We start from the raw sequence: 21,746 nt of genomic DNA on the forward strand, positions 1-21,746 counted from the left end.
GCACCAATGGGGATGGTGCACACCGTCGGACTCGTCCTACATCCACGCCGCGACTCCAAACCGGCCATCGACGCCGTCATCGACTGGGCCCGCAGCCGCGACACCACCGTCCTCGGCCTGCCCGACGAAGTCGGCCGCATCGACTGCTCCGCCGTCTCCGTCACCCCCGACGAACTCGTCGGCCGCGCCTCCCTCGTCGTCAGCCTCGGCGGCGACGGCACCATGCTGCGCAGCATGCGCCTGCTCTCCGGCAAACCCACCCCGGTCCTCGGCGTCAACCTCGGCCGCCTCGGCTTCCTCGCCGAAGTCTCCGTCGACGAACTCCCCGACGCCCTCTCCGCCATCGACGCCCACAAGTTCACCGTCGAACCCCGCATGGCCGTGCGCACCACCCTGCCCGACGGCACCGACGTCACCGCCTTCAACGACATCGCCCTCGTCCGCACCCCCGGACACGGCCTCGCCGCCGTCGCCATCTCCATGCAGGGCTACCCGTTCGTCCGCTACGCCGCCGACGCCCTCATCGTCGCCACATCCACCGGCTCCACCGCCTACAGCTTCTCCGCCGGCGGCCCCATCGTCTCCCCCACCGTCGAAGGCATCCTCGTCGTCCCCGCCGCCGCCCACTCCGCGTTCAACCGCGCCCTCGTGCTGTCCCCCCACGAAGACCTCGACCTCGAACTGCTGCCCTCCAGCGGCCGCCTCGCCGTCGAAGTCGACGGCGAACTCCTCGGCGAACTCAACCCCGGCGACACCCTCACCGTCTCCGCCGCCCCCGCCGCCGCGAAGGTGGTGCGCCTCGGCTACACCACCTTCTACGAACGCGCCCGCCGCAAACTCCAGGTCAACGGCAGCCTCGAGGTCGAACTGCCCTAGGAATGCGACCGGGACGGCAACCCCGCCACCCCGACGATCGCCTCATCGGCATAACACCACACCCACTCCTCGCCCGGCTCGAACGACTGCACCAGCGGATGCTCCGACGACCGGAAATGCGCCGTCGCATGCTTCGCCGGCGACGAATCACAACACCCCACGTGCCCGCACGTCAGGCACAACCGCAGATGCACCCAACGCCCGCCCGTCGCCAGGCAGTCCTCACACCCGTCCGCCGACGGCTCCACCGGCGGCGACGCCACCATCTCCACATGCGCGCAACCACTCTGCATCGCACCACCGTAGCCCGCACCACACTCGTCGCCACGCCCGACGCGTGGTTGGATTGACCGCATGGCCAAGCCAGCGATCTTGACCGTCGACGACGACCCCGCCGTCTCCCGCGCCGTCGCCCGCGACCTGCGCCGCCAATACGGCGAGGACTACCGCATCGTGCGCGCCGACAGCGGCCGCGAAGCCCTCGACACCCTCAAGGAACTCAAACTCCGAGGCGAACAGGTCGCCGTCCTGCTGGCCGACTACCGCATGCCCGAAATGAACGGCCTGCAATTCCTCGAGGCCGCCATGGACCTCTTCCCCCGCGCCCGCCGCGTCCTGCTCACCGCCTACGCCGACACCGACGCCGCCATCCAGGCCATCAACGTCATCGACCTCGACCACTACCTCCTCAAACCCTGGCACCCGCCCGAGGAGAAGCTCTACCCCGTCATCGACGCCATGCTCGACGCCTGGAAAGCCGCCCCCGACCGCCCCAGCGCCGACGTCAAGATCATCGGCCACCGGTGGAACGCCCCCAGCTTCAAAGTCCGCGACTTCCTCGCCCGCAACATGATCAGCTACCGCTGGTACACCACCGACGACACCGAAGGCCAACGCCTCCTCACCGCCGCCGGCCTCACCCCCGACGACGTCCCCCTCGTCATCACCACCGAAGGCAAAACCCTCGTCAACCCCACCGAAGCCGAACTCGCCACCCACGTCGGCCTCACCACCACCCCCACCGGCGACTTCTACGACCTCGTCGTCGTCGGCGGCGGCCCCGCCGGCCTCGGCGCCGCCGTCTACGGCGCCAGCGAAGGCCTCCGCACCGTCCTGCTCGAAGAACGCGCCACCGGCGGCCAAGCCGGCCAATCCAGCCGCATCGAAAACTACCTCGGCTTCCCCGACGGCGTCTCCGGCGCCCAACTCACCGACCGCGCCCGCCGCCAAGCCGTCAAATTCGGCGCCGAACTGCTCACCGCCTGCCGCGTCACCCGCCTCGAAACCCACGGCAACACCCGCATCCTGCACTTCGAAGACGGCACCACCATCGCCTCCCACGCCGTCATCCTCGCCACCGGCGTCTCCTACCGCCGCCTCACCGCCCCCGGCCTCGCCGACCTCCACGGCCGCGGCGTCTACTACGGCAGCGCCGCCACCGAAGCCCCCTCCTGCACCGACCAGGACGTCTACATCGTCGGCGGCGCCAACAGCGCCGGCCAGGCCGCCATGTTCTTCTCCCGCTACGCCAGCCGCGTCCACCTCGTCATCCGCGCCGCCAACCTCAACGCCTCCATGTCCCAATACCTCATCGACCAGATCAACGCCGTCGACCACATCCAGGTCCACCCCTGCACCGAAATCGCCGCCGCCCACGGCGACGAACACCTCGAACGCCTCGAACTACGCCCCGTCGACGGCGGCCCCGGCCGCACCGTCGACGCCTCCTGGCTGTTCATCTTCATCGGCGCCGAACCCCGCACCGACTGGCTCGACGGCACCGTCCAGCGCGACCACCGCGGCTTCGTCCTCACCGGACCCGACCTCCTCACCGGCGACGAACCCCCACCCGGCTGGCTCCTGCCCCGCGACCCCTACCACCTCGAATCCAGCATCCCCGGCGTCTTCGCCGCCGGCGACGTCCGCGCCGACTCCGTCAAACGCGTCGCCTCCGCCGTCGGCGAAGGCGCCATGGCCGTCTCGCTCGTCCACCGGTACCTCCTGGAGTCCCAATGACCGCCACCGGCCGCCGCCTCACCACCGACGAGCTGCGCACCCTGTTCCTCTTCGAAGCCCTCGACGACGACCAGCTCGACTGGCTCGCCACCCGCGGCTGGGCCGTCACCCACCCCGCCGGCGACACCATCTACCGCGAAGGCGAACCCGCCACCTGCTTCGTCGTCCTGCTCTCCGGCACCGTCTCCCTCAGCCGCAACATCCGCGGCGACGACGTCGAGCTCTCCCGCACCGACCACGTCGGCGTCTACGGCGGCGCCACCCAGGCCTACCTCGGCGACCAGGTACCCCAGCTCTACAACAACACCATGCACGCCATCACCGACGCCGAGGTCTACGAACTGCCCGCCGCCGAGTTCGGCCCCGTCGTGCGCCACTGGTTCCCCATGGCCATGCACCTGCTCGAAGGCCTCTTCTTCGGCATGCGCAACAGCAACAACGCCGTCGCCGAACGCGAACGCCTCCTCGCCCTCGGCTCCCTGTCCGCCGGCCTCACCCACGAGCTCAACAACCCCGCCGCCGCCGCCGTCCGCGCCACCGCCGTCCTGCGCGACAAGGTCGCCGGCATGCGCCACAAACTCGCCATGATCGCCGACGGCCGCCTCGACGGCGAACGCCTCCACGGCCTCGTCGAACTCCAGGAAACCGCCGTCAAGAAGGCCCAGAACACCACCAAACGCTCCGCCCTGGAGATCTCCGACGCCGAGGACACCGTCGGCGACTGGCTCGACGAGCACCAGGTCGCCGGCGCCTGGGACCTCGCCCCCACCCTCGTCGCCGGCGGCGTCGACCTGCCCTGGCTCGAGGACGTCGCCTCCTGCATCGGCGACATCGACCTCGAACCCGCCGTGCGCTGGCTCGCCTACACCATCGAGACCGAACTGCTCATGGGCGAGATCGACGACGCCGTCGGCCGCATCTCCGGCCTCGTCTCCGCCGCCAAGCAGTACTCCCAGCTCGACCGCGGCCCCTTCCAGGTCGTCGACGTCCACGAACTGCTCGACGCGACCCTCATCATGCTCAACGCCAAGATCCCCCAGGGCATCCGCGTCGTGACGAACTACGACCGGAACCTGCCGAACATCCCCGCGTACGCCGCCGAGCTCAACCAGGTCTGGACGAACCTGATCGACAACGGCGTCTCCGCGATGCACGGCTCCGGGACGCTGACGATCACCACAAGCCTCGACCCGACCGGCGACTGCCTCAACGTCGACATCGCCGACACCGGCACCGGCATCCCGCCCGAGGTCCGCCCGCGCATCTTCGAGCCGTTCTTCACCACCAAGCCCGTCGGCGAGGGCACCGGCCTCGGCCTCGACATCTCCTACCGCATCGTGGTCAAGAAGCACCACGGCGACATCCGGGTCACCTCCGAGCCGGGCGACACCCACTTCACGGTCGTGCTGCCCCTGCGCGAGACCGCCTGATCGTTTGGAGCAGGTCGGCGCGGAGCGCCGATCCTCACTGGGTTTTGGCGTGCCGTCAGGCACGCTGCCTAACGCGTCCTAGGATGCTAGGAATCAAGGCGGGCCTACCCGGCAACAAACGTTGTAGGAATCCCACAACGACAGGGGCCTAGGATGCGAGACAGCCGCATTGGTGTACTCGGCGGTAATCAAGCAGGGTGTAGATCGTCGCGGCACATAGCGGGGAAACCAGGAGGCTCAACCGGTGTTCAGTCGTATCGCCATCGTCAACCGCGGAGAGGCCGCCATGCGGCTCATCCACGCCGTGCGTGACCTGTCCGCGGAAACGGGCACACGGATCGAGACGGTCGCCCTCTACACCGACGTCGACCGCACCGCGACCTTCGTCCGCGAGGCCGACCTCGCCTACCCCCTCGGGCCCGCCGCCGCCCGCCCCTACCTCAACCACGCCCTGCTCGAACGCGCCCTGCGCGACACCGAAGCCGACGCCGCCTGGGTCGGCTGGGGCTTCGTCGCCGAAGACCCCGCCTTCGCCGAGCTCTGCGACCGCATCGGCGTCACCTTCATCGGCCCCAGCGCCGACGCCATGCGCAAACTCGGCGACAAGATCGGCGCCAAGCTCATCGCCGAAGAGGTCGGCGTCCCCGTCGCCCCCTGGAGCCGCGGCGAGGTCGCCACCCTCGACGACGCCCTGCGCGCCGGCGAGCAGATCGGCTACCCCCTCATGCTCAAGGCCACCGCCGGCGGCGGCGGCCGCGGCATCCGCAAGGTCGAAAGCGGCGACGAACTCGCCGAGGCCTACGAGCGCACCAGCGCCGAGGCCCTGCGCGCGTTCGGCTCCGGCGTCGTGTTCCTCGAACGCCTCGTCACCGGCGCCCGCCACGTCGAGGTCCAGGTCATCGCCGACGGCCAGGGCACCGCCTGGGCCCTCGGCGTGCGCGACTGCTCCGTCCAGCGCCGCAACCAGAAGATCATCGAGGAGTCCGCGTCACCGGTCCTCGGCCCCGAACAGACCGCCGAGCTCAAGGCCGCCGCCGAACGCCTCGCCCTCGCCGTCGGCTACCGCGGCGCCGGCACCGTCGAGTTCCTCTACCACCCCGTCGACAAGATCTTCGCGTTCCTCGAGGTCAACACCCGCCTGCAGGTCGAGCACCCGATCACCGAGATCACCACCGGCACCGACCTCGTCAAACTGCAGATCCACGTCGCCTCCGGCGGCAAGCTCGACGGCGAACGCCCCGCCGAGACCGGCCACGCCGTCGAGGCCCGCCTCAACGCCGAAGACCCCGACCGCGACTTCGCCCCCGCCCCCGGCCGCATCTCCCGCCTCGTCCTGCCCGCCGGCCCCGGCATCCGCGTCGACAGCGGCGTCGGCGAGGGCGACAGCATCCCGTCGGACTTCGACTCCATGATCGCCAAGATCATCGCCTACGGCCGGGACCGCGACGAAGCCCTCGGCCGGCTGCGCCGCGCCATGGCCGAAACCACCGTCATCATCGACGGCGGCGCCACCAACAAGAGCTTCGTCATCGACCTGCTCGACCAGCCCGAAGTCATCGACGCCACCGCCGACACCGGCTGGATCGACCGCGTCCGCGCCGAAGGCCGCCTCGTCAACCACCGCCACTCCGCCATCGCCCTGGCCGCCGCCGCCATCGAGGCCTACCAGGACGAGGAGCAGATCTCCCGCGGCCGGCTCCTCACCACCGCCCACGGCGGCCGCCCCCAGGTCCAGCACGAATCCGGCCGCCCCCTTGACCTCAAACTCCGCGGCGTCGGCTACCGCGTCGCCGTCGCCCGCGTCGGCCCCACCCGCTACCGCGTCGGCATCGCCGCCGGCGGCGACCCCCACCCCGCCGACGTCGAAATCGAACGCTTCGACACCCACCGCGGCCAGATCACCGTCAACGGCCGCCGCTTCCGCCTCGTCTCCGCCACCCACGGCCCCATCCACCTCGTCGAGGTCGACGGCGTCACCCACCGCATCAGCCGCGACGAAGGCGGCGTCGTGCGCTCACCCGCACCCGCCCTCGTCGTCGCCACCCCCCTCGCCGTCGGCGACGAGGTCGAAGCCGGCGCCCCCATCCTCGTGCTCGAAAGCATGAAGATGGAGACCGCCCTGCGCGCCCCGTTCCGCGCCCGCGTCCGCGAACTGCCCGTCACCGTCGGCAGCCAGGTCGAGACCGGCGCCCCCCTCATGCGCCTCGAACCCCTCGGCGACGACACCGACGACCCCGCCGGCGACAGCCCCGCCGCCCAGGCCGTCGACATCGACCTGCCCCCCGAGGACACCGCCACCACCGCCGCCGAACGCCTCGAACGCGGCCTGCAGGACCTCCGCGCCCTCCTCCTCGGCTTCGACACCGACCCCCACGACCGCGGCCGCACCCTCACCCACTACCTCACCGCCCGCGCCGAAGCCGGCGACCGGCCCCTGCCCGGCGAGGTCGAACTCATCGCCGTCTTCGCCGACCTCGCCGAACTCACCCGCAACACCCCCGGCGGCGAACTCGGCGGCGAACCCAACAGCGCCGTGCACTCCCCCCGCGAGTACTTCCACCGCTACCTCGGCAGCCTCGACGTCGACCGCGCCGGCGTCCCCGCCGCGTTCCAGGCCCGCCTCACCAAGGTCCTCGCCCACTACGGCGTCGACAGCCTCGACCGCACCGCCGAACTCGAGGCCGCCGTCTTCCGCATCTTCCTCGCCCAGCAACGCACCGCCACCGACGTCGCCGTCGTCTCCGAACTGCTCCGCCAGTGGCTCGCCGGCCCCCAGCCCGCCGAGGCCCTCGCCGAACGCGCCGGCCTCACCCTCGAACACCTCATCGAAGCCACCCAGGTCCGCTTCCCGGCCGTCTCCGACCTCGCCCGCGGCATCGTCTTCCGCTGGTTCGCCCAGCCCCTCCTGCGCCGCAACCGCGCCGAGGTCTACGTCAACGTCCGCTCCGACCTGCGCTACCTCGACCGCAACCCGGACGCCCCCGACCGCGCCGAACGCATCCAGACCATGGTCGCCTCCGCCGAACCCCTCGTCCGGCTCATCGGCCAGCGCATCGGCCGCCCCGGCCGCGACCACGCCCCCCTCCTCGAAGTCCTCACCCGCCGCTACTACGGCAACCGCGGCCTGTCCAACGTCACCACCCTCGACACCCCCGGCGGCCGCTTCGTCACCGCCGAACACACCGGCCGCACCGGCAACCACACCCGCGTCGTCACCACCGCCGTCGACATCGCCACCCTCCCCGCCGCCCTCGACACCGTCGCCGCCCTCGCCGGCGACGGCCCCGGCCTCGTCGCCGACCTCTACGTCGCCTGGGACGACCAGCCCGACGCCACCACCATCGGCGACAACCTCGGCGACCTGCTCACCCAGCACCCCCAGCCCAGCGGCGTACGGCGCATCACCATCACCGTCGCCGGCACCACCGGCGCCGTCATGCACCACCACTTCACGTTCCGCCCCGACGGCGGCACCTTCGCCGAAGACCGCCTCATCCGCGGCCTGCACCCCCAGATCGCCAACCGCCTCCAGCTCTACCGGCTCCGCGAGTTCGACCTCACCCGGCTGCCCTCCGCCGACGAGGAGATCTACCTGTTCAAAGCCGTCGCCAAGACCAACCCCGCCGACGAGCGCCTCATCGCCATGGGCCAGGTCCGCGACCTCACCCCCCTGCGCGAGGCCGACGGCCGCCTCGTCGCCCTCCCCGCCCTGGAGGACATCACCACCGGCTGCCTCGACGCGATCCGCAACATCCAGGCCCAACGGCCCCAGAACAAGCGGTTCGACACCAACCGGATCATGATGTACGTCTGGCCCGCCACCGAGCTCACCCAGGACGAGATCGAAACCCTCGTCCAGCGGCTCCTGCCCACCACCGCCGGGGCCGGACTCGAAGAGGTCCAGTTCCTCGCCCGCCAGCGCAACGCCGCCGGCGAGCTCTCCGAGGTCGCCGTCCGCATCACCCTCGACCCGGGCCACGGCGCCAGCCTCTCCGTCGACAAACCGTCCACGGACCCGGTCCAGCCCCTCGACGACTACCGGCAGAAGGTCCTCCGCGCCGCCCGCCGCGGCAACGTGTACCCCTACGAGCTCACCGGCCTGCTCGCCGGCCCCGGCGGCACGTTCACCGAGCACGACCTCGACGCCGACGGCACCCTCGTCCCCGTCCAGCGCCCCAAGGGCCGCAACAGCGCCGCCATCATCGCCGGCGTCGTCACCACCCCCACCCCCCGCCACCCCGAAGGCGTCACCCGCGTCGTGCTCCTCGGCGACCCCACCAAGGCCCTCGGCGCCCTCTCCGAACCCGAGTGCAGCCGCGTCATCGCCGCCCTCGACCTCGCCGAACGCCTCCAGGTCCCGCTCGAATGGTTCGCCCTGTCCGCCGGCGCCCGCATCTCCATGTCCTCCGGCACCGAGAACATGGACTGGGTCGCCGCCGCCCTGAAGCGCATCGTCACCTTCACCCAGGCCGGCGGCGAGATCAACATCGTCGTCACCGGCATCAACGTCGGCGCCCAGCCCTACTGGAACGCCGAGGCGACCATGCTCATGCACACCAAGGGCATCCTCGTCATGACCCCCGACTCGGCCATGGTCCTCACCGGCAAACAGGCCCTCGACTTCTCCGGCGGCGTCTCCGCCGAGGACAACTACGGCATCGGCGGCTACGACCGCATCATGGGCCCCAACGGCCAGGCCCAGTACTGGGCCCCGACCCTCGCCGGCGCCCGCGACGTCCTCATGGCCCACTACGACCACACCTACATCGTCCCCGGCGAGCCCGGCCCCCGCCGCGCCCCGACCTCCGACCCCGCCGACCGCGACGTCTCCCCGTTCCCCCACACCGTCGCCGGCAGCGACTTCACCACCGTCGGGCAGATCTTCTCCGCGGCCCACAACCCCGACCGCAAGAAGGCCTTCGACATCCGCACCGTCATGCGCGCCGTCACCGACCAGGACCACCCGGCCCTGGAACGCTGGGCCGGCATGGCCGACGCCGACACCGCCGTCGTCCAGGACGCCCGCCTCGGCGGCTGGCCCGTCTGCCTCGTCGGCATCGAGTCCCGCTCCGTGCCCCGCACCGGCTTCCCGCCCACCGACGGCCCCGACACCTACACCGCCGGCACCCTCTTCCCCCGCTCCTCCAAGAAGGTCGCCCGCGCCATCAACGCCGCCTCCGGCAACCGGCCCCTCGTCGTCCTCGCGAACCTGTCCGGCTTCGACGGCTCACCCGAGTCGATGCGGAAGCTGCAGCTCGAGTACGGCGCCGAAATCGGCCGCGCCATCGTCAACTTCGACGGCCCGATCGTCTTCTGCGTCATCTCCCGCTACCACGGCGGCGCCTTCGTCGTCTTCTCCAAGGCCCTCAACCCCAACATGACCGTCCTGGCCCTCGAAGGCTCCTTCGCCTCCGTCCTCGGCGGCGCCCCCGCCGCCGCCGTCGTCTTCGCCGGCGACGTCTCCAACCGCACCAGCAACGACCCCCGCGTCACCGGCCTGCAGGCCCAGGTCGCCGCGGCCACCGGCGCCGAACGCGCCGCGCTCAACGCCCGCCTCGCCGAGGTCCAGGCCGCCGTCCGCGCCGAACACCTCGGCGCCGTCGCCGCCGAGTTCGACCGCGTCCACAGCATCCAGCGGGCCGTCGAGGTCGGCTCCGTCGACGCCATCATCAGCCCCGCCGAGCTGCGCCCCCGCATCATCGAGGCCATCGAGCACGGCCTCAAGCGCTGACACCACACGATCGCGGGGCCGCCCCGGGTGCCGGCGCGGCCCCGCGATCGTTCTGCGTTGCACGGGCGCGCGAACCCCCATAGCGTGGCCCCTCGTGCCGCCCGCCTTCATCCCCGGCCTCGAACTGTGCCGAGCCTTCTACGAGCACGGCGTCCGCCCCCTCCTCGCCGGCATCCCCCACGCCGCCGCCCGCATCGGCCCCGGCTCCGAGGTCCTCGGCCTCGACACCGAACGCTCCACCGACCACGACTGGGGCCCGCGGCTGCAGCTGTTCGTCGACCTCGAACGCGTCGACCCCGCCGCGCTCGCCGCCACCCTCAGCGCCCGGCTCCCCAAGGACGTCCACGACTGGCCCACCAGCTTCGAACCGCCCGGCGAACGCGTCCGCGTCATGACCCCCACCGCCGGCCCCGTCCACCACCGCGTCGACATCACCGACGTCGCCACCTGGTCCCGGCAGCACCTCGGCGCCGACGCCCGCCGCCCGCTCACCGACGCCGACTGGCTCGCCACCCCCACCCAGCTGCTCGCCGAGGCCACCGCCGGCGCCGTCTACCACGACGACACCGGCGAGCTCACCGCCCTGCGGGCCAACCTCGCCTGGTACCCCGAGCACCTGTGGAAGCGCGTCCTCGCCGCCCAGTGGATCCGCATCGCCCAGGAGGAGGCCTTCGTCGGGCGCATCGCCGAGCAGGGCGACGACCTCGGCAGCCGGATCGTCGCCGCCCGCCTGGCCCGCGACGTCATGCGCCTGTGCCTGCTGCTGGCCCGCCGCTACCCGCCGTACAGCAAATGGCTCGGCACCGCCTTCGCCGCCCTCGACGGCGTCGCCCCCGTCGCCGACGCCCTGGACCGGGCCGTCGACGCGCGCGGGGCCGGGCCGCGGCAGGACGCCCTCTGCGACGCCTACGAGCTCGCCGGCGCCTGGCAGAACCACCTCGCCCTGGCGCCCGAGGTCGACGCGACCCGCCGCCCGTACCACGACCGGCCGTACCCCGTCATCGCCGCCGAACGGTTCGCCGAGGCCCTCGGCGGCCCGCGGATCGGCGCGATCGACCAGTACGTCGACTGCACCGACGTCCTCGGCCGCCCGGAGCTGACGAGGAACCTGGCGGCAGCGATCGGCCCTGCCGCGTAGCGGCCGGAAAAAGGGCGTGGCTCCAGCCACGCTCGCTACGGCATCCTAGGACGCTAGGATGAGACGGTGCCGGGTCAGTAGCGGCCGAGCCAGGCGGCCGGGGCCATCACGATGCGCGGGTTCGCCGCCGGGTCGAGCCAGCGCAGCACCGCCAGCAGGTCGCCCTGGGGCAGGCTCACGCAGCCGAGCGTGCTGTTGCCGTTGGACTGGTGCAGGAAGATGCCGCTGCCGCGCCCCGGGGTCGCCGGCATGTTGTACCGGATCACCGCGAAGTACGTGTACTGCGGACTCGTCTGCCACAGCGCCTCGCTCGGCCCGCCCGGGTTCGGGCCGTGGCTGAACGTGTTGTAGCCGGGCGAGTCGCTGTTCTCGTTCCACCAGTCGTCGGCGACGAGCTGGTGGTAGCCGTACCGCACGCCGGGGTTCGCCGCGATGCCGTACATGGTCGCGTCGATGGCGAACACGCCCGCCGGCGTCGTACGGTCGCCCTCGCGCTTGCTGTCGCTGAACCCGTTGCCGCCCAGGCGCGCCGGCACCGGGCCGAACGTGGAGCGCCAGGCGCCGCCGGACTTCGCGTACGCCTGCAGGGTCGCCGTCGTGGCCGACGGGCTCTGCGACTGCACGATGACGACCTGGGTCGTGCTCGCGGGCAGGGTGCGCAGCCGCGCGGCGTCGTTGGCCGGGTCGTCCTCGCGGCCCCGGGTGCGCACGGGCCCGGCGGTGCCCGGGTGCGCCGCGGCCGTGGTGGGTGCGGGGGCGCCCGTCGTGCCCGGGGCACCGGCGGGCGGCGACACGGCGGGCGGCGGGGCCGCCGAGTCCGCGACGGCGGGGGCCGCACCGGCGGACGCGGGACGGCCGGGCTGCGGGGTGGCCAGGCCGGACGGGGGCGCGCCGACCTCGCCCGCGGCGCTGCCACAGCCCGCCGTCAGCAGCAGCGGCAGGCACATCGCGAGGATGACCCGCGCGCGGCGTCGGGGCTGGTCGACCGGCACGACCCATAGTATCTACCGCATGGGCGCAAGGTTCCGGACAAATCCGGCGACACGCCGGGTCGGGCGATGGCTGGCCGCGGCCTGCCTCGTGGCCGTCGCCGCCGGATGCTCCGCCCCGCCCGACGCCGCCCCGGCCTCCGCCGCGGCGCCGAGCGCGACGGCCGCGGTGTCGCCCAGCACGAGCGGTACACCCTCGGCATCCGCGGCTGCGGCGGACTTCGTCGAACCGCTGCCGGCCGCGGTGCGCCAGGCCATGACCGGGGTCTCCTGGCGGCCCGGGTGCCCCGTGGGCCTCGACGACCTGCGGCTCGTCCACGTGTCCTACGTCGACTTCGACGGCCGCCCGCAGGCCGGGCAGATCATCGTGCACAAGGCCATCGCCGATGCGACCCTGCGCGTGTTCCGGCGGCTGCGGGCGGACGGGTTCCCGATCCGCAGCATGAACCTCGTCGACCGGTACGGCGGATCCGACGACGAATCGATGGCGGCCGACAACACCTCGGGCTTCAACTGCCGCAACGTGCCCGGCACCACCCACTGGTCCAACCACGCCCACGGCCGCGCGATCGACGTCAACACCGTCGAGAACCCGTACCTGCCGGCGGGCCGGATCATGCCGCCCGCCGGGAAGGCGTTCCTGGACCGGGGCAACGTGCGGCCGGGCATGATCGTGGCCGGGGACGCGACCGTCCAGGCGTTCCGCGCCGAGGGGTTCACGTGGGGCGGCGCCTGGCGCTCCGGCACCGACTACCAGCACTTCGAGAAGGCCTGAGCCCGGCCTGAGCCCCGGCGGCGGCCGGGCGCAAATCCGTTTCACGTCACATTGCGGCGCGCTGTGATCACCCGCACCATACTGTCGGCATGGAACAGCGGATGGGCGTGTTCCGGCTGCTGATCGCCGGCATGCTGGTGCTGATCGTCGGCGGCGTCGCGACCACCGCGTGGGCGCTGCGCCGGGCCGAGCCGCGCCCCGAGCCCGGCGCCCGGGGCACCGCGCGCCCGTCCGCCGCCCCGCCGTCGCCGTCCGGCCCGTCCGCCCCGCCGCCGTTCACCGGCTGGTCCGACCCGGCGCTGGTCGGCCTGCCGCAGGGCACCAAGGTCCCGGGCCTGCTCACCTTCCGCGGCAACCCGACCCGCACCTACTACGGCCAGGGGCCGGTGCCCCGCACGACCCCGGCCCAGCGCTGGCAGTTCCCCAAGAGCGGCGGGCTGTGCGCGATGTCGTCGGACAAGGGCGAGACCCGCGAGTGGTGCGGCACCGGCTGGACCGGCCAGCCCGCCGTGTTCGAGCGCGACGGCCGGACCTGGGTGGTGTTCGGCGCCTACGACCGCAGCATCCACTTCCTCGACGCGGCCACCGGCGAGCGGATCCTGCCCGACTTCAAGACCGGCGACATCATCAAGGGCAGCGTCACCGTCGACCCCGACGGCTACCCGCTGGTCTACTCCGGCTCCCGCGACGGCTTCTACCGGGTCATCGCCACCGACCGCGCCACGCCCACCGAGCTGTGGAAGCTCGCCGCGGACGCGGTGCAGCCGACGCTGTGGAACGACGACTGGGACGGCGCCGGGCTCATCATCGACGACTACCTGCTCGAGGGCGGCGAGAACAGCCAGTTCCACGTCGTGAAGCTCAACCGCGGCTACGGCCCCGACGGCAAGGTGACCGTCGCGCCGCAGCTCGTCTGGCACACGCCCGGCTGGGACGAGCAGGAGCTCAAGGACGCCGGCGACAACAACGTGTCCATCGAGAACTCCGTCGCCGTCTACCGCGACACGGTGTACTTCGCCAACTCCGGCGGCCTCGTGCAGGGCTGGGACCTGTCCGGGCTCAAGGCGGGCCGCGAGCCGACCCGCACCTTCCGCTTCTGGACCGGCGACGACACCGACGCGTCGATCGTCGTGGACGCCGACGGGTTCCTCTACGTCGGCTCGGAGTACGAGAAGGGCAATGCCCGCAGCAAGGAGGTCGGGCAGATGCTCAAGCTCGACCCGGCCAAGCCCGGCAACCCGGTCGTCTGGGCGGTCAAGGACACCGCGAAGCGCCCCGGCGGCATCTGGGGCACGCCCGCGCTGCACCGCGACATCGCGATCTACGACACGGCCGGCGGCGACGTGCTCGGCCTGGACCGGGCCACCGGCGCCGTGCGGTGGCGCATCCACCTGCCCGGCGGCGAGACCTGGCAGTCGCCCGTGGTCGTGGACGATACCCTGGTCATCGGCGACTGCACCGGCGTCCTGCACGCCTACGACGTGTCCGACACGTATGCGGAGCCCAGGCCGCTGTGGGAGTCCAAGATCGGCGGGTGCATCGAGTCGACGCCCGCGGTCTGGAAGGGTTCGCTGTATTTCGGCACCCGGGCGGGAGCGGTGCACGCCCTCGCGGCCGGGTAGCGCACAATGTATTGCGCAATTGTTACGGGCCGCGACTGGCCACGGTGAACGGCACGCCATACGTTGCCCGACACACCAATCAGCCGAAAGGACCCGAGCAATGCGCAGACGGATCCTGTCCCTGCTGGCCGTGGCCGCGCTGGCCGTGAGCGGGACGGCCGCCTGCACCGCGGACGTGTCCGGCGCCGGCGGGAAGGGCGGCCGGCCGCGCATCGGGGTCATCCTGCCCGACAGCAAGTCCTCGGCGCGGTGGGAGACCGCCGACCGCAAGTACCTGGCCGCCGCGTTCAAGGCGGCCGGCGTCGACTACGAGATCCAGAACGCGCAGAACGACAAGGGCGCCTTCACGACCCTGGCCGAGCAGATGATGACCCAGGGCGTCGACGTGCTCATGATCGTGAACCTGGACTCCGGCACCGGCAAGGCCGTGCTGGACAAGGCCCGCAACGCCGGGGTGGCCACGATCGACTACGACCGGATGACGCTGGGCGGGTCGGCGCGGTACTACGTGTCGTTCGACAACACCGCCGTCGGCACCCTGCAGGGCCAGGGCCTGGTGCGCTGCCTGGAGGCGGCGAAGGCCACCCGGCCGGTCATCGCCGAGCTCAACGGTTCCCAGACCGACAACAACTCGACGCTGTTCAAGGAGGGCTACGACGCCGTCCTCGCGCCGAAGTTCGCCTCGGGCGAGTACCTCAAGGGCCCCGACCAGTGGATCGAGGAGTGGGACAACACCCGCGCCGGGACCACGTTCGAGCAGATGATGACCGCCCAGCCGAACATCGGCGGGGTCATCGCGGCCAACGACGGCGTGGCCAACGCGGCCATCAACGTGCTCAAGAAGCAGGGCCTCAACGGCCACATCCCGGTCACCGGGCAGGACGCCACCGCGCAGGGGCTGCAGAACATCCTCAACGGCGACCAGTGCATGACGGTCTACAAGGACGTGCGCCGGGAGGCGGCCGCGGCCGCGAAACTGGCGATCGCCCTGGCCAGGGGTGAGACGGGGGTCACCACGACGAAGGTGTACGACCGGGTCGGCAAGCGTGACGTCGACGCGATCCTGCTCGATCCCAAGGCGATCACCAGGGACAACGTCCGGGACGTGATCGACGACGGCTATGTGCCGGCGGCGGACGTGTGCACGCCGGACTTCGCCGCGAAATGCGCGGCAGCGGGTATCAAGTAAGGTACCGGTCTCACCTGGGGAGCGCCGTTTTAGGGAGCACTGTGACCGAAACACCCCTGCTGGAGATCCGGGGGCTCAGCAAGAGCTTCGGACCCGTCCAGGTGCTGCGTGACGTGGATTTCCAGGTGTACGCCGGGCAGGTCACCGCCCTCGTCGGCGACAACGGCGCCGGCAAGTCGACGCTGGTCAAGTGCGTCGGCGGGATCTACTCGGTCGACGCCGGGGAGTACCTGTACGAGGGCCGCCCGGTCTCGGTGCACGGCCCGCGCGACGCCGCCGCGCTCGGGGTCGAGATCGTGTACCAGGACCTGGCCCTGTGCGACAACCTCGACATCGTGCAGAACATGTTCCTCGGCCGGGAGATCCGCCGCGGTCTCGTGCTCGACGACATCACCATGGAGCAGCGGGCCGCCGAGACGCTCGCGAGCCTGTCGGTGCGCACGGTGGCGTCGGTCCGCCAGCCGGTGTCCAGCCTTTCCGGCGGGCAGCGGCAGACGGTCGCCATCGCCAAGGCCGTGCTGTGGAACAACCGGATCGTCATCCTCGACGAGCCCAACGCGGCCCTCGGCGTGGCCCAGACCGCCCAGGTCCTCGAGCTCGTGCGCCGGCTGGCCGACAACGGCCTCGCGGTCGTGCTCATCTCGCACAACATGAACGACGTGTTCGCGGTCGCCGACCGGATCGCGGCGCTCTACCTGGGGCAGATGGCGGCCCAGGTCCGGGCCACCGACGTCACCCACTCCCAGGTCGTCGAGCTCATCACCACCGGCCGCAGCGGCGAGCTGGGCCTGCGCGGGCAAGGAGCGACGGTATGAGCGTGTCGATGCTCGACGCCCAGGAGCGCGCCGGCGAGCACCCGTCGTCCGGGCTCGGCGCCTACACCCGCGACTACCTCGCGCGGGTGCGGGGCGGGAACATGGGGGCGCTGCCGGCGGTACTCGGGCTGCTGACGCTCGTCGTGGCCTTCTCCGTGGCCCGGCCCGAGTTCGTGACCGCCGGGAACCTCGCGAACCTGCTGCACCAGGGCGCCGCGGTCACCGTCATCGCGATGGGGCTCGTCTTCGTGCTGCTGCTGGGCGAGATCGACCTGTCCGCCGGGTTCGCCTCCGGGGTGTGCGCCTCGGTGCTCGCGGTGCTGCTCACGAACTTCGGGCTGCCGTGGTACGTCGCGGTGCTCGGCGCGATCGCGACCGGCGCGGCGATCGGGCTGGTGATCGGGCTGCTCGTGGCCAAGCTGGGCATCCCGTCGTTCGTGGTGACCCTGGCCGCGTTCCTGGCCTTCCAGGGCGCCGTGCTGCTGCTCGTGAAGGGCGGCACGATCGTCGCCGTCGACGACCCGACGATCAAGAAGATCAACTTCGACGGGCGGTTCACGCCGCTGCAGGGCTGGGTGCTCTACGGCGTCACCATCGCCGGGATGCTCGCCCTGCACCTCTGGCGGCGCTACAGCCGCGTCCGGCACGGCCTCGCCGCCGATCCCCTCTCCGTGATCGCGCTGCGGGTGGTGACCGTGGCCGTCCTGCTCGGCGCCGCGGTGTGGACGCTGAACCTGGAGCGCTCGAAGAACGACGCCATCTCCCAGCGGGGCGTGCCGATGGTGGTCGCGATCCTCGGGCTGCTGCTGTGGCTGTGCACGTTCGTGCTGAACCGCACCGCGTTCGGCCGGCACGTGTACGCCGTCGGCGGCAACCGGGAGGCGTCGCGGCGGGCCGGCATCCACGTGGACGCGATCCGCATCGCCGCGTTCGTGATCTGCTCGACGATGGCCGCCGTCGGCGGGATCGTCGCCGCGTCCCGGGACGCGTCGGTCAACCCGAACACCGGCGGCAGCAACGTGCTGCTCTACGCCGTCGGCGCCGCGGTCATCGGCGGCACGAGCCTGTTCGGCGGCAAGGGGCGGGTGCTCAACGCGGTGCTCGGCGGGGCGGTCGTGGCGGTCATCGAGAACGGGATGGGCCTCATGGAGTACAGCCCCGGCACAAAGTACGTCGTCACCGGCGTGGTGCTGCTGCTCGCCGCCGGGATCGACGCGGTCACCCGCCGGCGGGCGGCCGCGGCGGGACTGCGCTGACCGGCCGGCGTCGATCGGCCACTAGTCTGCATACCGCGTCCCCGACCGAAGAAAGCCGAGCATGCGCGTTGGCCCCAGCCAGGAGGAGATCCGGCGGAGCAACCTCGGAGCGCTCCTGCGCTCCGTGCACCTCCACGGCGCGATGTCCCGCGCCGACCTCACGGCGAGCCTGGGCCTCAACCGCAGCACGATCGGCGCGCTGACCGCGGACCTCGCGGCGGCCGGTCTCGTCAGTGAAGGGGTGCCGCGCGAGCAGCGGGGCCGGGCCGGCCGCCCGTCGCTCGTGGTGCGGCCGGAGTCCGAGAAGGTGTACGTCTTCGCCTTCGCCGTCGAGGTCGACCGCATCGTCGCCGCCCGCGTCGGCCTCGGCGGCGCCGTCCTGGACCGCTTCGAGGCGGCCCGGCCCCGCGGCGAGCACGACGCCGCCACGGCCGTCGCCCCCATCGCCGACTTCGTGCGCAAGATGCGGCTCACCGCCCCGGCCGGCGCCCGGCTCATCGGCAGCGGCGCGGCGGTCTCGGCCATGGTCCGCCGCGACGACGGGTTCGTCCGGCTCGGCCCGCAGCTCGGCTGGGCCGACCAGCCCCTCGGCGAGGCCCTGCGCGAGCTGGTCGGCGACGGCCGGGCGGTCGCGGTGCGCAACAACGCCGACCTGGCCGCCCTGGCCGAGCACACCCGCGGCGCGGCGGCGGGCTGCGACAACCTCGTGTACCTCTACGGCGACGCGGGCATCGGCGGCGGCATCATCGCGGCCGGGCGCCCGGTGACCGGCCACGGCGGCTACGGCGGCGAGGTCGGCCACATGGTCGTCAACCCCAACGGCAAGGCGTGCAGCTGCGGCTCCCGCGGCTGCTGGGAGACCGAGATCGGCGAGCACGCCCTGCTCGCGGCGGCCGGGCGCAGCGCGACGGCGGGGCGCGAGGGCATCCTGACGGTGGTCGACGCGGCCTCCCGCGGCGACAACACCGCGCAGGCGGCCATGCGCCAGGTCGGTGACTGGCTCGGCTTCGGCGTGGCGAACCTCGTCAACATCTTCAACCCGGAGATGGTGATCTTCGGCGGCACCCTGCGCGAGGTGTACCTGGCCTCGGCCGCACAGGTGCGCTCGCGCCTGAACCGCAACGGCCTGCCGGCGTGCCGGGAGCACGTCCGCCTGCGCACGCCGCAGCTGGGCCAGGACGCGGCCCTCGTCGGCGCGGCCGAGCTGGCCTTCGAGCCGCTCTTCGCCGACCCCCTCGACTCCGCCTAGCCTCGTGCCGTCGCGGCCCGCGCCCGGGTGCGCGAGCGGGCCAGCGCGGCGAGGGAGACCAGGGACAGCACCGCGGCCGCCGCGCCGGCGACCGTCCCCACGGCCGGGGCCGCGATCAGGGCCGGCAGGGTCCGCACCGCGATCGCGCTGCCCAGGGCCCGCGTCGAGGCGCTCCAGGCCAGGACCGTCGTCACCGTGCCGGGGCGGGCGGCCCGGGCCAGGCGCGCGTCCATGCCGCCCTCGAACGCGGTCATGCTCAGCCCGGACAGGAACTGGGCCAGGAACAGGCCGGTCAGGTGGGCCGGGGCGAGCAGCCAGCCGATCAGCATCCCGACGCCCCACAGGGGCCAGACCACGGCCGCGGGCAGGCGCAGGCGGCCGACGCGGTCCACGGCCCACGACGACAGCAGGCATCCCGCGCTGAACGCGGCCGCCGCCCCGGCGACCGCGTGCTGGCCGTGCAGCTCGGTCGCCAGGGCCACGGACAGCAGGGTCGGGCCCGCAGACAGCAGCATGACGCCGCCGCCGGCCGCGAGGACCGGCAGCGGGATGCGCACGCCGCGGGCCTCGGTCTCGGCCCGGCGCCGCTCGACCCGGGTCGCGTGGGCGGCCGGGGCCGGCGGGGTGACCAGCCGGGCGGTGCGCGCGCGGCGGGCGGTGAGCATCGTCGGCAGGAGGCTGAGGCCGTACACCGCGAAGACCGCGGCCAGCGACCACCGGTGCATCGGCAGCAGCGCGGCGACACCCGCCCCGGCCGCCTCGACCGCGGCGATCGACAGGGCGTAGCGGGTCATCGCCCGGGGCCGCGCGTCGACGGCGGCGACCTCGGCGCGCATCGCGGCGAAGCCCGCGAACGCAGCCACGTGCATCACCGTCACGCCCACCGCGACGAGCGCCGGGTTCGCGCCCGCGAGCAGCGCGGCGAGCAGCCCGATGCGCAGGACGGCCTCGGTGCAGCCGGCGAGCAGCAGCAGCGTGCGGCCGTGCAGGTGCCGGGCCAGCCAGCCGGTGATCGGGGCCGACAGCACGACGCCGAGCAGCATCGCCGAGCTGAACAGGGCGGCCATGGGCAGGCCGCCGCGCTCGGTCGCGATGAGGTTGAACAGGGTCCAGCCCAGCGACAGGCCGAACGAGTCGACGACGCCGGACACCAGCAGCTCGCGCAGCCGCCCGGCGCGGCGCCGGCCGCCCGTCAGCTCGGCGCGGTGGCGCGACCGGTGCGGGGCGGCCGCATCGGTCGCGGCCATCAGGTCGGGTCCGCCGGGGCCTCGGGGGTGGCGGCGGCTGTGGCGGTGGTCCTGGCGGTGGTCCTGGCGGTGGTCGCGGCGGTGGTCGCGGCGGTGGTCGTGGTGTGGGCGCGGCCGGTCTGGGCGAGTCCCGGGTGTTCGGGTGGGGCCGGGTGCGGGGTGCGCTGGACCGGCTCGTTCGTCGCGCCCGGGCCGCCGACGAAGACCGGCTCCGGCGGGGCGAAGCCGTTGAAGTGGCTCGCGTAGCTCAGCGTGTAGGCGCCCGCGGAGCCGATGTACAGCCGGTCGCCGACCTCGATCGTCGCGGGCAGCTCCACGCCGTGGAACATCGTGTCGGAGCTGTCGCACGACGGGCCCGTCACCGTGAACGGCAGGTGCGGCACCAGCGCGTGGTCGGCCCGCGACGTCCACAGCGGGAAGCGCCACTGCTGCCCGGTCTGCTGCGTCTCCATCATGCCGTTGTAGGCGCCCACGTCGACGTACAGCCAGTGCTCCCCCGCCCGCACCTCGCGGCCCAGGACCGTGGTGACCATGACGGCGCTCTCGGCGACCAGGTGGCGGCCGGGCTCGGCGGCGAGCAGGGCCGGGCGGTAGGGCAGCAGCTCCTCGAGCGCCGCGTTGATCGTGGCGGCGATCTGCGCCAGGGGCGGGACGCGCTCGACGTAGCGGGACGGGAAGCCGCCGCCGAGGTCGAGCATCTCCAGGTGGACGCCGTCGCGCTGCAGGGCCGCCATGAGCCGGCCGGCGGCGGCGATCGCCTCGCGCCACGCGCGCGTGGTGGCGCACTGGGAGCCGACGTGGAAGGTGATGCCGTACGGCCGCAGACCCAGCTCCCGGGCCAGCAGCATGAGCGCGCGGGCCTCGTGGGCCTCGGCGCCGAACTTGCGCGACAGCGGGAAGAGGCTGCTCGAGTCGTCGACGCGCAGCCGGATGTAGACGGCGGCGCCGGGCGCGTGCTGGGCGAGCTTGCGCAGCTCGCCCTCGGCGTCGAAGCTGAACCGCCACAGCCCGGCGCGGCGGGCCTCGGCGATCGCGTGCGGGGGCTTGATCGGGTTGCTGTAGAGCACCTCGGCGGGGTCGACGCCGATCTGCTGGAGCATGCGCAGCTCGCCGATGGAGGCGACCTCGAAGCCGGAGCCGAGCGCGGCCAGGGTGCCCAGCACGTCCTCGGCGGCGTTGCACTTCATCGCGTAGAAGGTGCTCACGCCCGGGATGGCGGCGGTGAACGCGCCGTAGCGGGCCGCCACCGTCGACAGGTCGACGGCCAGCAGCGGCGTCGGCGCGTCGATCGCGGCGAGCGCCCGCGGGCCGAGCGCGGCGGGCCAGTGCTCGGGCAGGGCGAGGCGGGCCTGGTCGGCGAGGGCGGCCGTCATCGAAGCGGGCTCCTAACGCTGGGCTGGCGGGCGGGTCGAC

General features: G+C 72.8%; 15 protein-coding genes. 11 read left to right on the plus strand and 4 right to left on the minus strand.

The window, feature by feature from the left end; translation table 11 throughout:
* Positions 1-6: 6 nt before the first annotated feature.
* Positions 7-876, plus strand: coding sequence for an NAD(+)/NADH kinase (locus ACQP1P_RS24415; protein ID WP_433072872.1), 870 nt, complete (start codon positions 7-9; stop codon positions 874-876).
* Here ACQP1P_RS24415 and ACQP1P_RS24420 read toward each other — a convergent pair.
* Entirely contained in the window at positions 873-1,232 is a 360-nt protein-coding gene (locus ACQP1P_RS24420) for a UBP-type zinc finger domain-containing protein (protein ID WP_433090110.1), read from the minus strand. The two genes, ACQP1P_RS24415 and ACQP1P_RS24420, sit on opposite strands and share 4 nt — an antisense overlap.
* Here ACQP1P_RS24420 and ACQP1P_RS24425 point away from each other — a divergent pair.
* The 4 genes from ACQP1P_RS24425 (at position 1,231) to ACQP1P_RS24440 (ending at position 11,191) form a co-directional block, all read left to right on the plus strand.
* Entirely contained in the window at positions 1,231-2,892 is a 1,662-nt protein-coding gene (locus ACQP1P_RS24425) for an FAD-dependent oxidoreductase (protein WP_433072874.1), read from the plus strand. The two genes, ACQP1P_RS24420 and ACQP1P_RS24425, sit on opposite strands and share 2 nt — an antisense overlap.
* The gene (locus ACQP1P_RS24430; RefSeq protein ID WP_433072876.1) at positions 2,889-4,322 is read left to right on the plus strand and encodes an ATP-binding protein; all 1,434 of its coding nucleotides are present in this window, start codon (positions 2,889-2,891) and stop codon (positions 4,320-4,322) included. The genes ACQP1P_RS24425 and ACQP1P_RS24430 overlap by 4 nt, the downstream gene beginning before the upstream one ends.
* Positions 4,323-4,566: 244 nt before the next feature.
* A complete protein-coding gene (locus ACQP1P_RS24435; RefSeq protein WP_433072878.1) occupies positions 4,567-10,053 on the plus strand; it encodes a carboxyl transferase domain-containing protein in 5,487 nt (1,828 codons plus the stop codon).
* Between the two features lie 94 nt (positions 10,054-10,147).
* Positions 10,148-11,191: a DUF4037 domain-containing protein gene (locus ACQP1P_RS24440; RefSeq protein WP_433072880.1), complete on the plus strand. Its 1,044-nt coding sequence runs from the start codon at positions 10,148-10,150 to the stop codon at positions 11,189-11,191.
* A 74-nt stretch (positions 11,192-11,265) separates the two neighbouring features.
* Here ACQP1P_RS24440 and ACQP1P_RS24445 read toward each other — a convergent pair whose 3' ends face one another.
* Complete coding sequence (locus ACQP1P_RS24445; protein WP_433072882.1) at positions 11,266-12,183, minus strand: L,D-transpeptidase family protein; 918 nt, start codon at positions 12,181-12,183, stop codon at positions 11,266-11,268.
* Positions 12,184-12,202: 19 nt separating this feature from the next.
* Here ACQP1P_RS24445 and ACQP1P_RS24450 point away from each other — a divergent pair, with 19 nt between their 5' ends.
* The 6 genes from ACQP1P_RS24450 to ACQP1P_RS24475 all read left to right on the plus strand — a co-directional run bounded on the left by ACQP1P_RS24450 (position 12,203) and on the right by ACQP1P_RS24475 (position 19,086).
* Entirely contained in the window at positions 12,203-12,955 is a 753-nt protein-coding gene (locus tag ACQP1P_RS24450; RefSeq protein ID WP_433072884.1) for a M15 family metallopeptidase, read from the plus strand.
* Positions 12,956-13,044: 89 nt separating this feature from the next.
* Complete coding sequence (locus ACQP1P_RS24455; protein WP_433072886.1) at positions 13,045-14,577, plus strand: PQQ-binding-like beta-propeller repeat protein; 1,533 nt, start codon at positions 13,045-13,047, stop codon at positions 14,575-14,577.
* 100 nt (positions 14,578-14,677) lie between these two features.
* A complete protein-coding gene (locus ACQP1P_RS24460; RefSeq protein ID WP_433072888.1) occupies positions 14,678-15,766 on the plus strand; it encodes a sugar ABC transporter substrate-binding protein in 1,089 nt (362 codons plus the stop codon).
* A 41-nt stretch (positions 15,767-15,807) separates the two neighbouring features.
* A complete protein-coding gene (locus ACQP1P_RS24465; protein WP_433072890.1) occupies positions 15,808-16,581 on the plus strand; it encodes an ATP-binding cassette domain-containing protein in 774 nt (257 codons plus the stop codon).
* The gene (locus ACQP1P_RS24470; protein WP_433072892.1) at positions 16,578-17,837 is read left to right on the plus strand and encodes a sugar ABC transporter permease; all 1,260 of its coding nucleotides are present in this window, start codon (positions 16,578-16,580) and stop codon (positions 17,835-17,837) included. Before ACQP1P_RS24465 ends, ACQP1P_RS24470 begins: the two co-directional genes overlap by 4 nt.
* A 61-nt stretch (positions 17,838-17,898) precedes the next feature.
* Entirely contained in the window at positions 17,899-19,086 is a 1,188-nt protein-coding gene (locus ACQP1P_RS24475; protein WP_433072894.1) for an ROK family protein, read from the plus strand.
* Here the strand turns inward: ACQP1P_RS24475 and ACQP1P_RS24480 are convergent.
* Together ACQP1P_RS24480 and ACQP1P_RS24485 are read right to left on the minus strand one after the other, a co-directional pair.
* Entirely contained in the window at positions 19,083-20,333 is a 1,251-nt protein-coding gene (locus tag ACQP1P_RS24480) for a hypothetical protein (RefSeq protein ID WP_433072896.1), read from the minus strand. The two genes, ACQP1P_RS24475 and ACQP1P_RS24480, sit on opposite strands and share 4 nt — an antisense overlap.
* Positions 20,333-21,706 carry a type III PLP-dependent enzyme gene (locus ACQP1P_RS24485; protein ID WP_433072898.1) on the minus strand — a complete coding sequence of 458 codons (1,374 nt, stop codon included), beginning with the start codon at positions 21,704-21,706 and terminating at the stop codon, positions 20,333-20,335. Before ACQP1P_RS24485 ends, ACQP1P_RS24480 begins: the two co-directional genes overlap by 1 nt.
* Positions 21,707-21,746: the final 40 nt, after the last annotated feature.

Source organism: Dactylosporangium sp. CA-052675, assembly GCF_050947935.1.
GTDB lineage: Bacteria > Actinomycetota > Actinomycetes > Mycobacteriales > Micromonosporaceae > Dactylosporangium.

Coding starts and splice junctions, on each gene's coding strand:
- ACQP1P_RS24415 (WP_433072872.1), top strand. CDS start 7: ATGGGGATGGTGCACACCGTCGGACTCGTCCTACATCCACGCCGCGAC.
- ACQP1P_RS24425 (WP_433072874.1), top strand. CDS start 1,231: ATGGCCAAGCCAGCGATCTTGACCGTCGACGACGACCCCGCCGTCTCC.
- ACQP1P_RS24420 (WP_433090110.1), bottom strand. CDS start 1,232: ATGCGGTCAATCCAACCACGCGTCGGGCGTGGCGACGAGTGTGGTGCG.
- ACQP1P_RS24430 (WP_433072876.1), top strand. CDS start 2,889: ATGACCGCCACCGGCCGCCGCCTCACCACCGACGAGCTGCGCACCCTG.
- ACQP1P_RS24450 (WP_433072884.1), top strand. CDS start 12,203: ATGGGCGCAAGGTTCCGGACAAATCCGGCGACACGCCGGGTCGGGCGA.
- ACQP1P_RS24455 (WP_433072886.1), top strand. CDS start 13,045: ATGGAACAGCGGATGGGCGTGTTCCGGCTGCTGATCGCCGGCATGCTG.
- ACQP1P_RS24460 (WP_433072888.1), top strand. CDS start 14,678: ATGCGCAGACGGATCCTGTCCCTGCTGGCCGTGGCCGCGCTGGCCGTG.
- ACQP1P_RS24470 (WP_433072892.1), top strand. CDS start 16,578: ATGAGCGTGTCGATGCTCGACGCCCAGGAGCGCGCCGGCGAGCACCCG.
- ACQP1P_RS24475 (WP_433072894.1), top strand. CDS start 17,899: ATGCGCGTTGGCCCCAGCCAGGAGGAGATCCGGCGGAGCAACCTCGGA.
- ACQP1P_RS24480 (WP_433072896.1), bottom strand. CDS start 20,333: ATGGCCGCGACCGATGCGGCCGCCCCGCACCGGTCGCGCCACCGCGCC.
- ACQP1P_RS24485 (WP_433072898.1), bottom strand. CDS start 21,706: ATGACGGCCGCCCTCGCCGACCAGGCCCGCCTCGCCCTGCCCGAGCAC.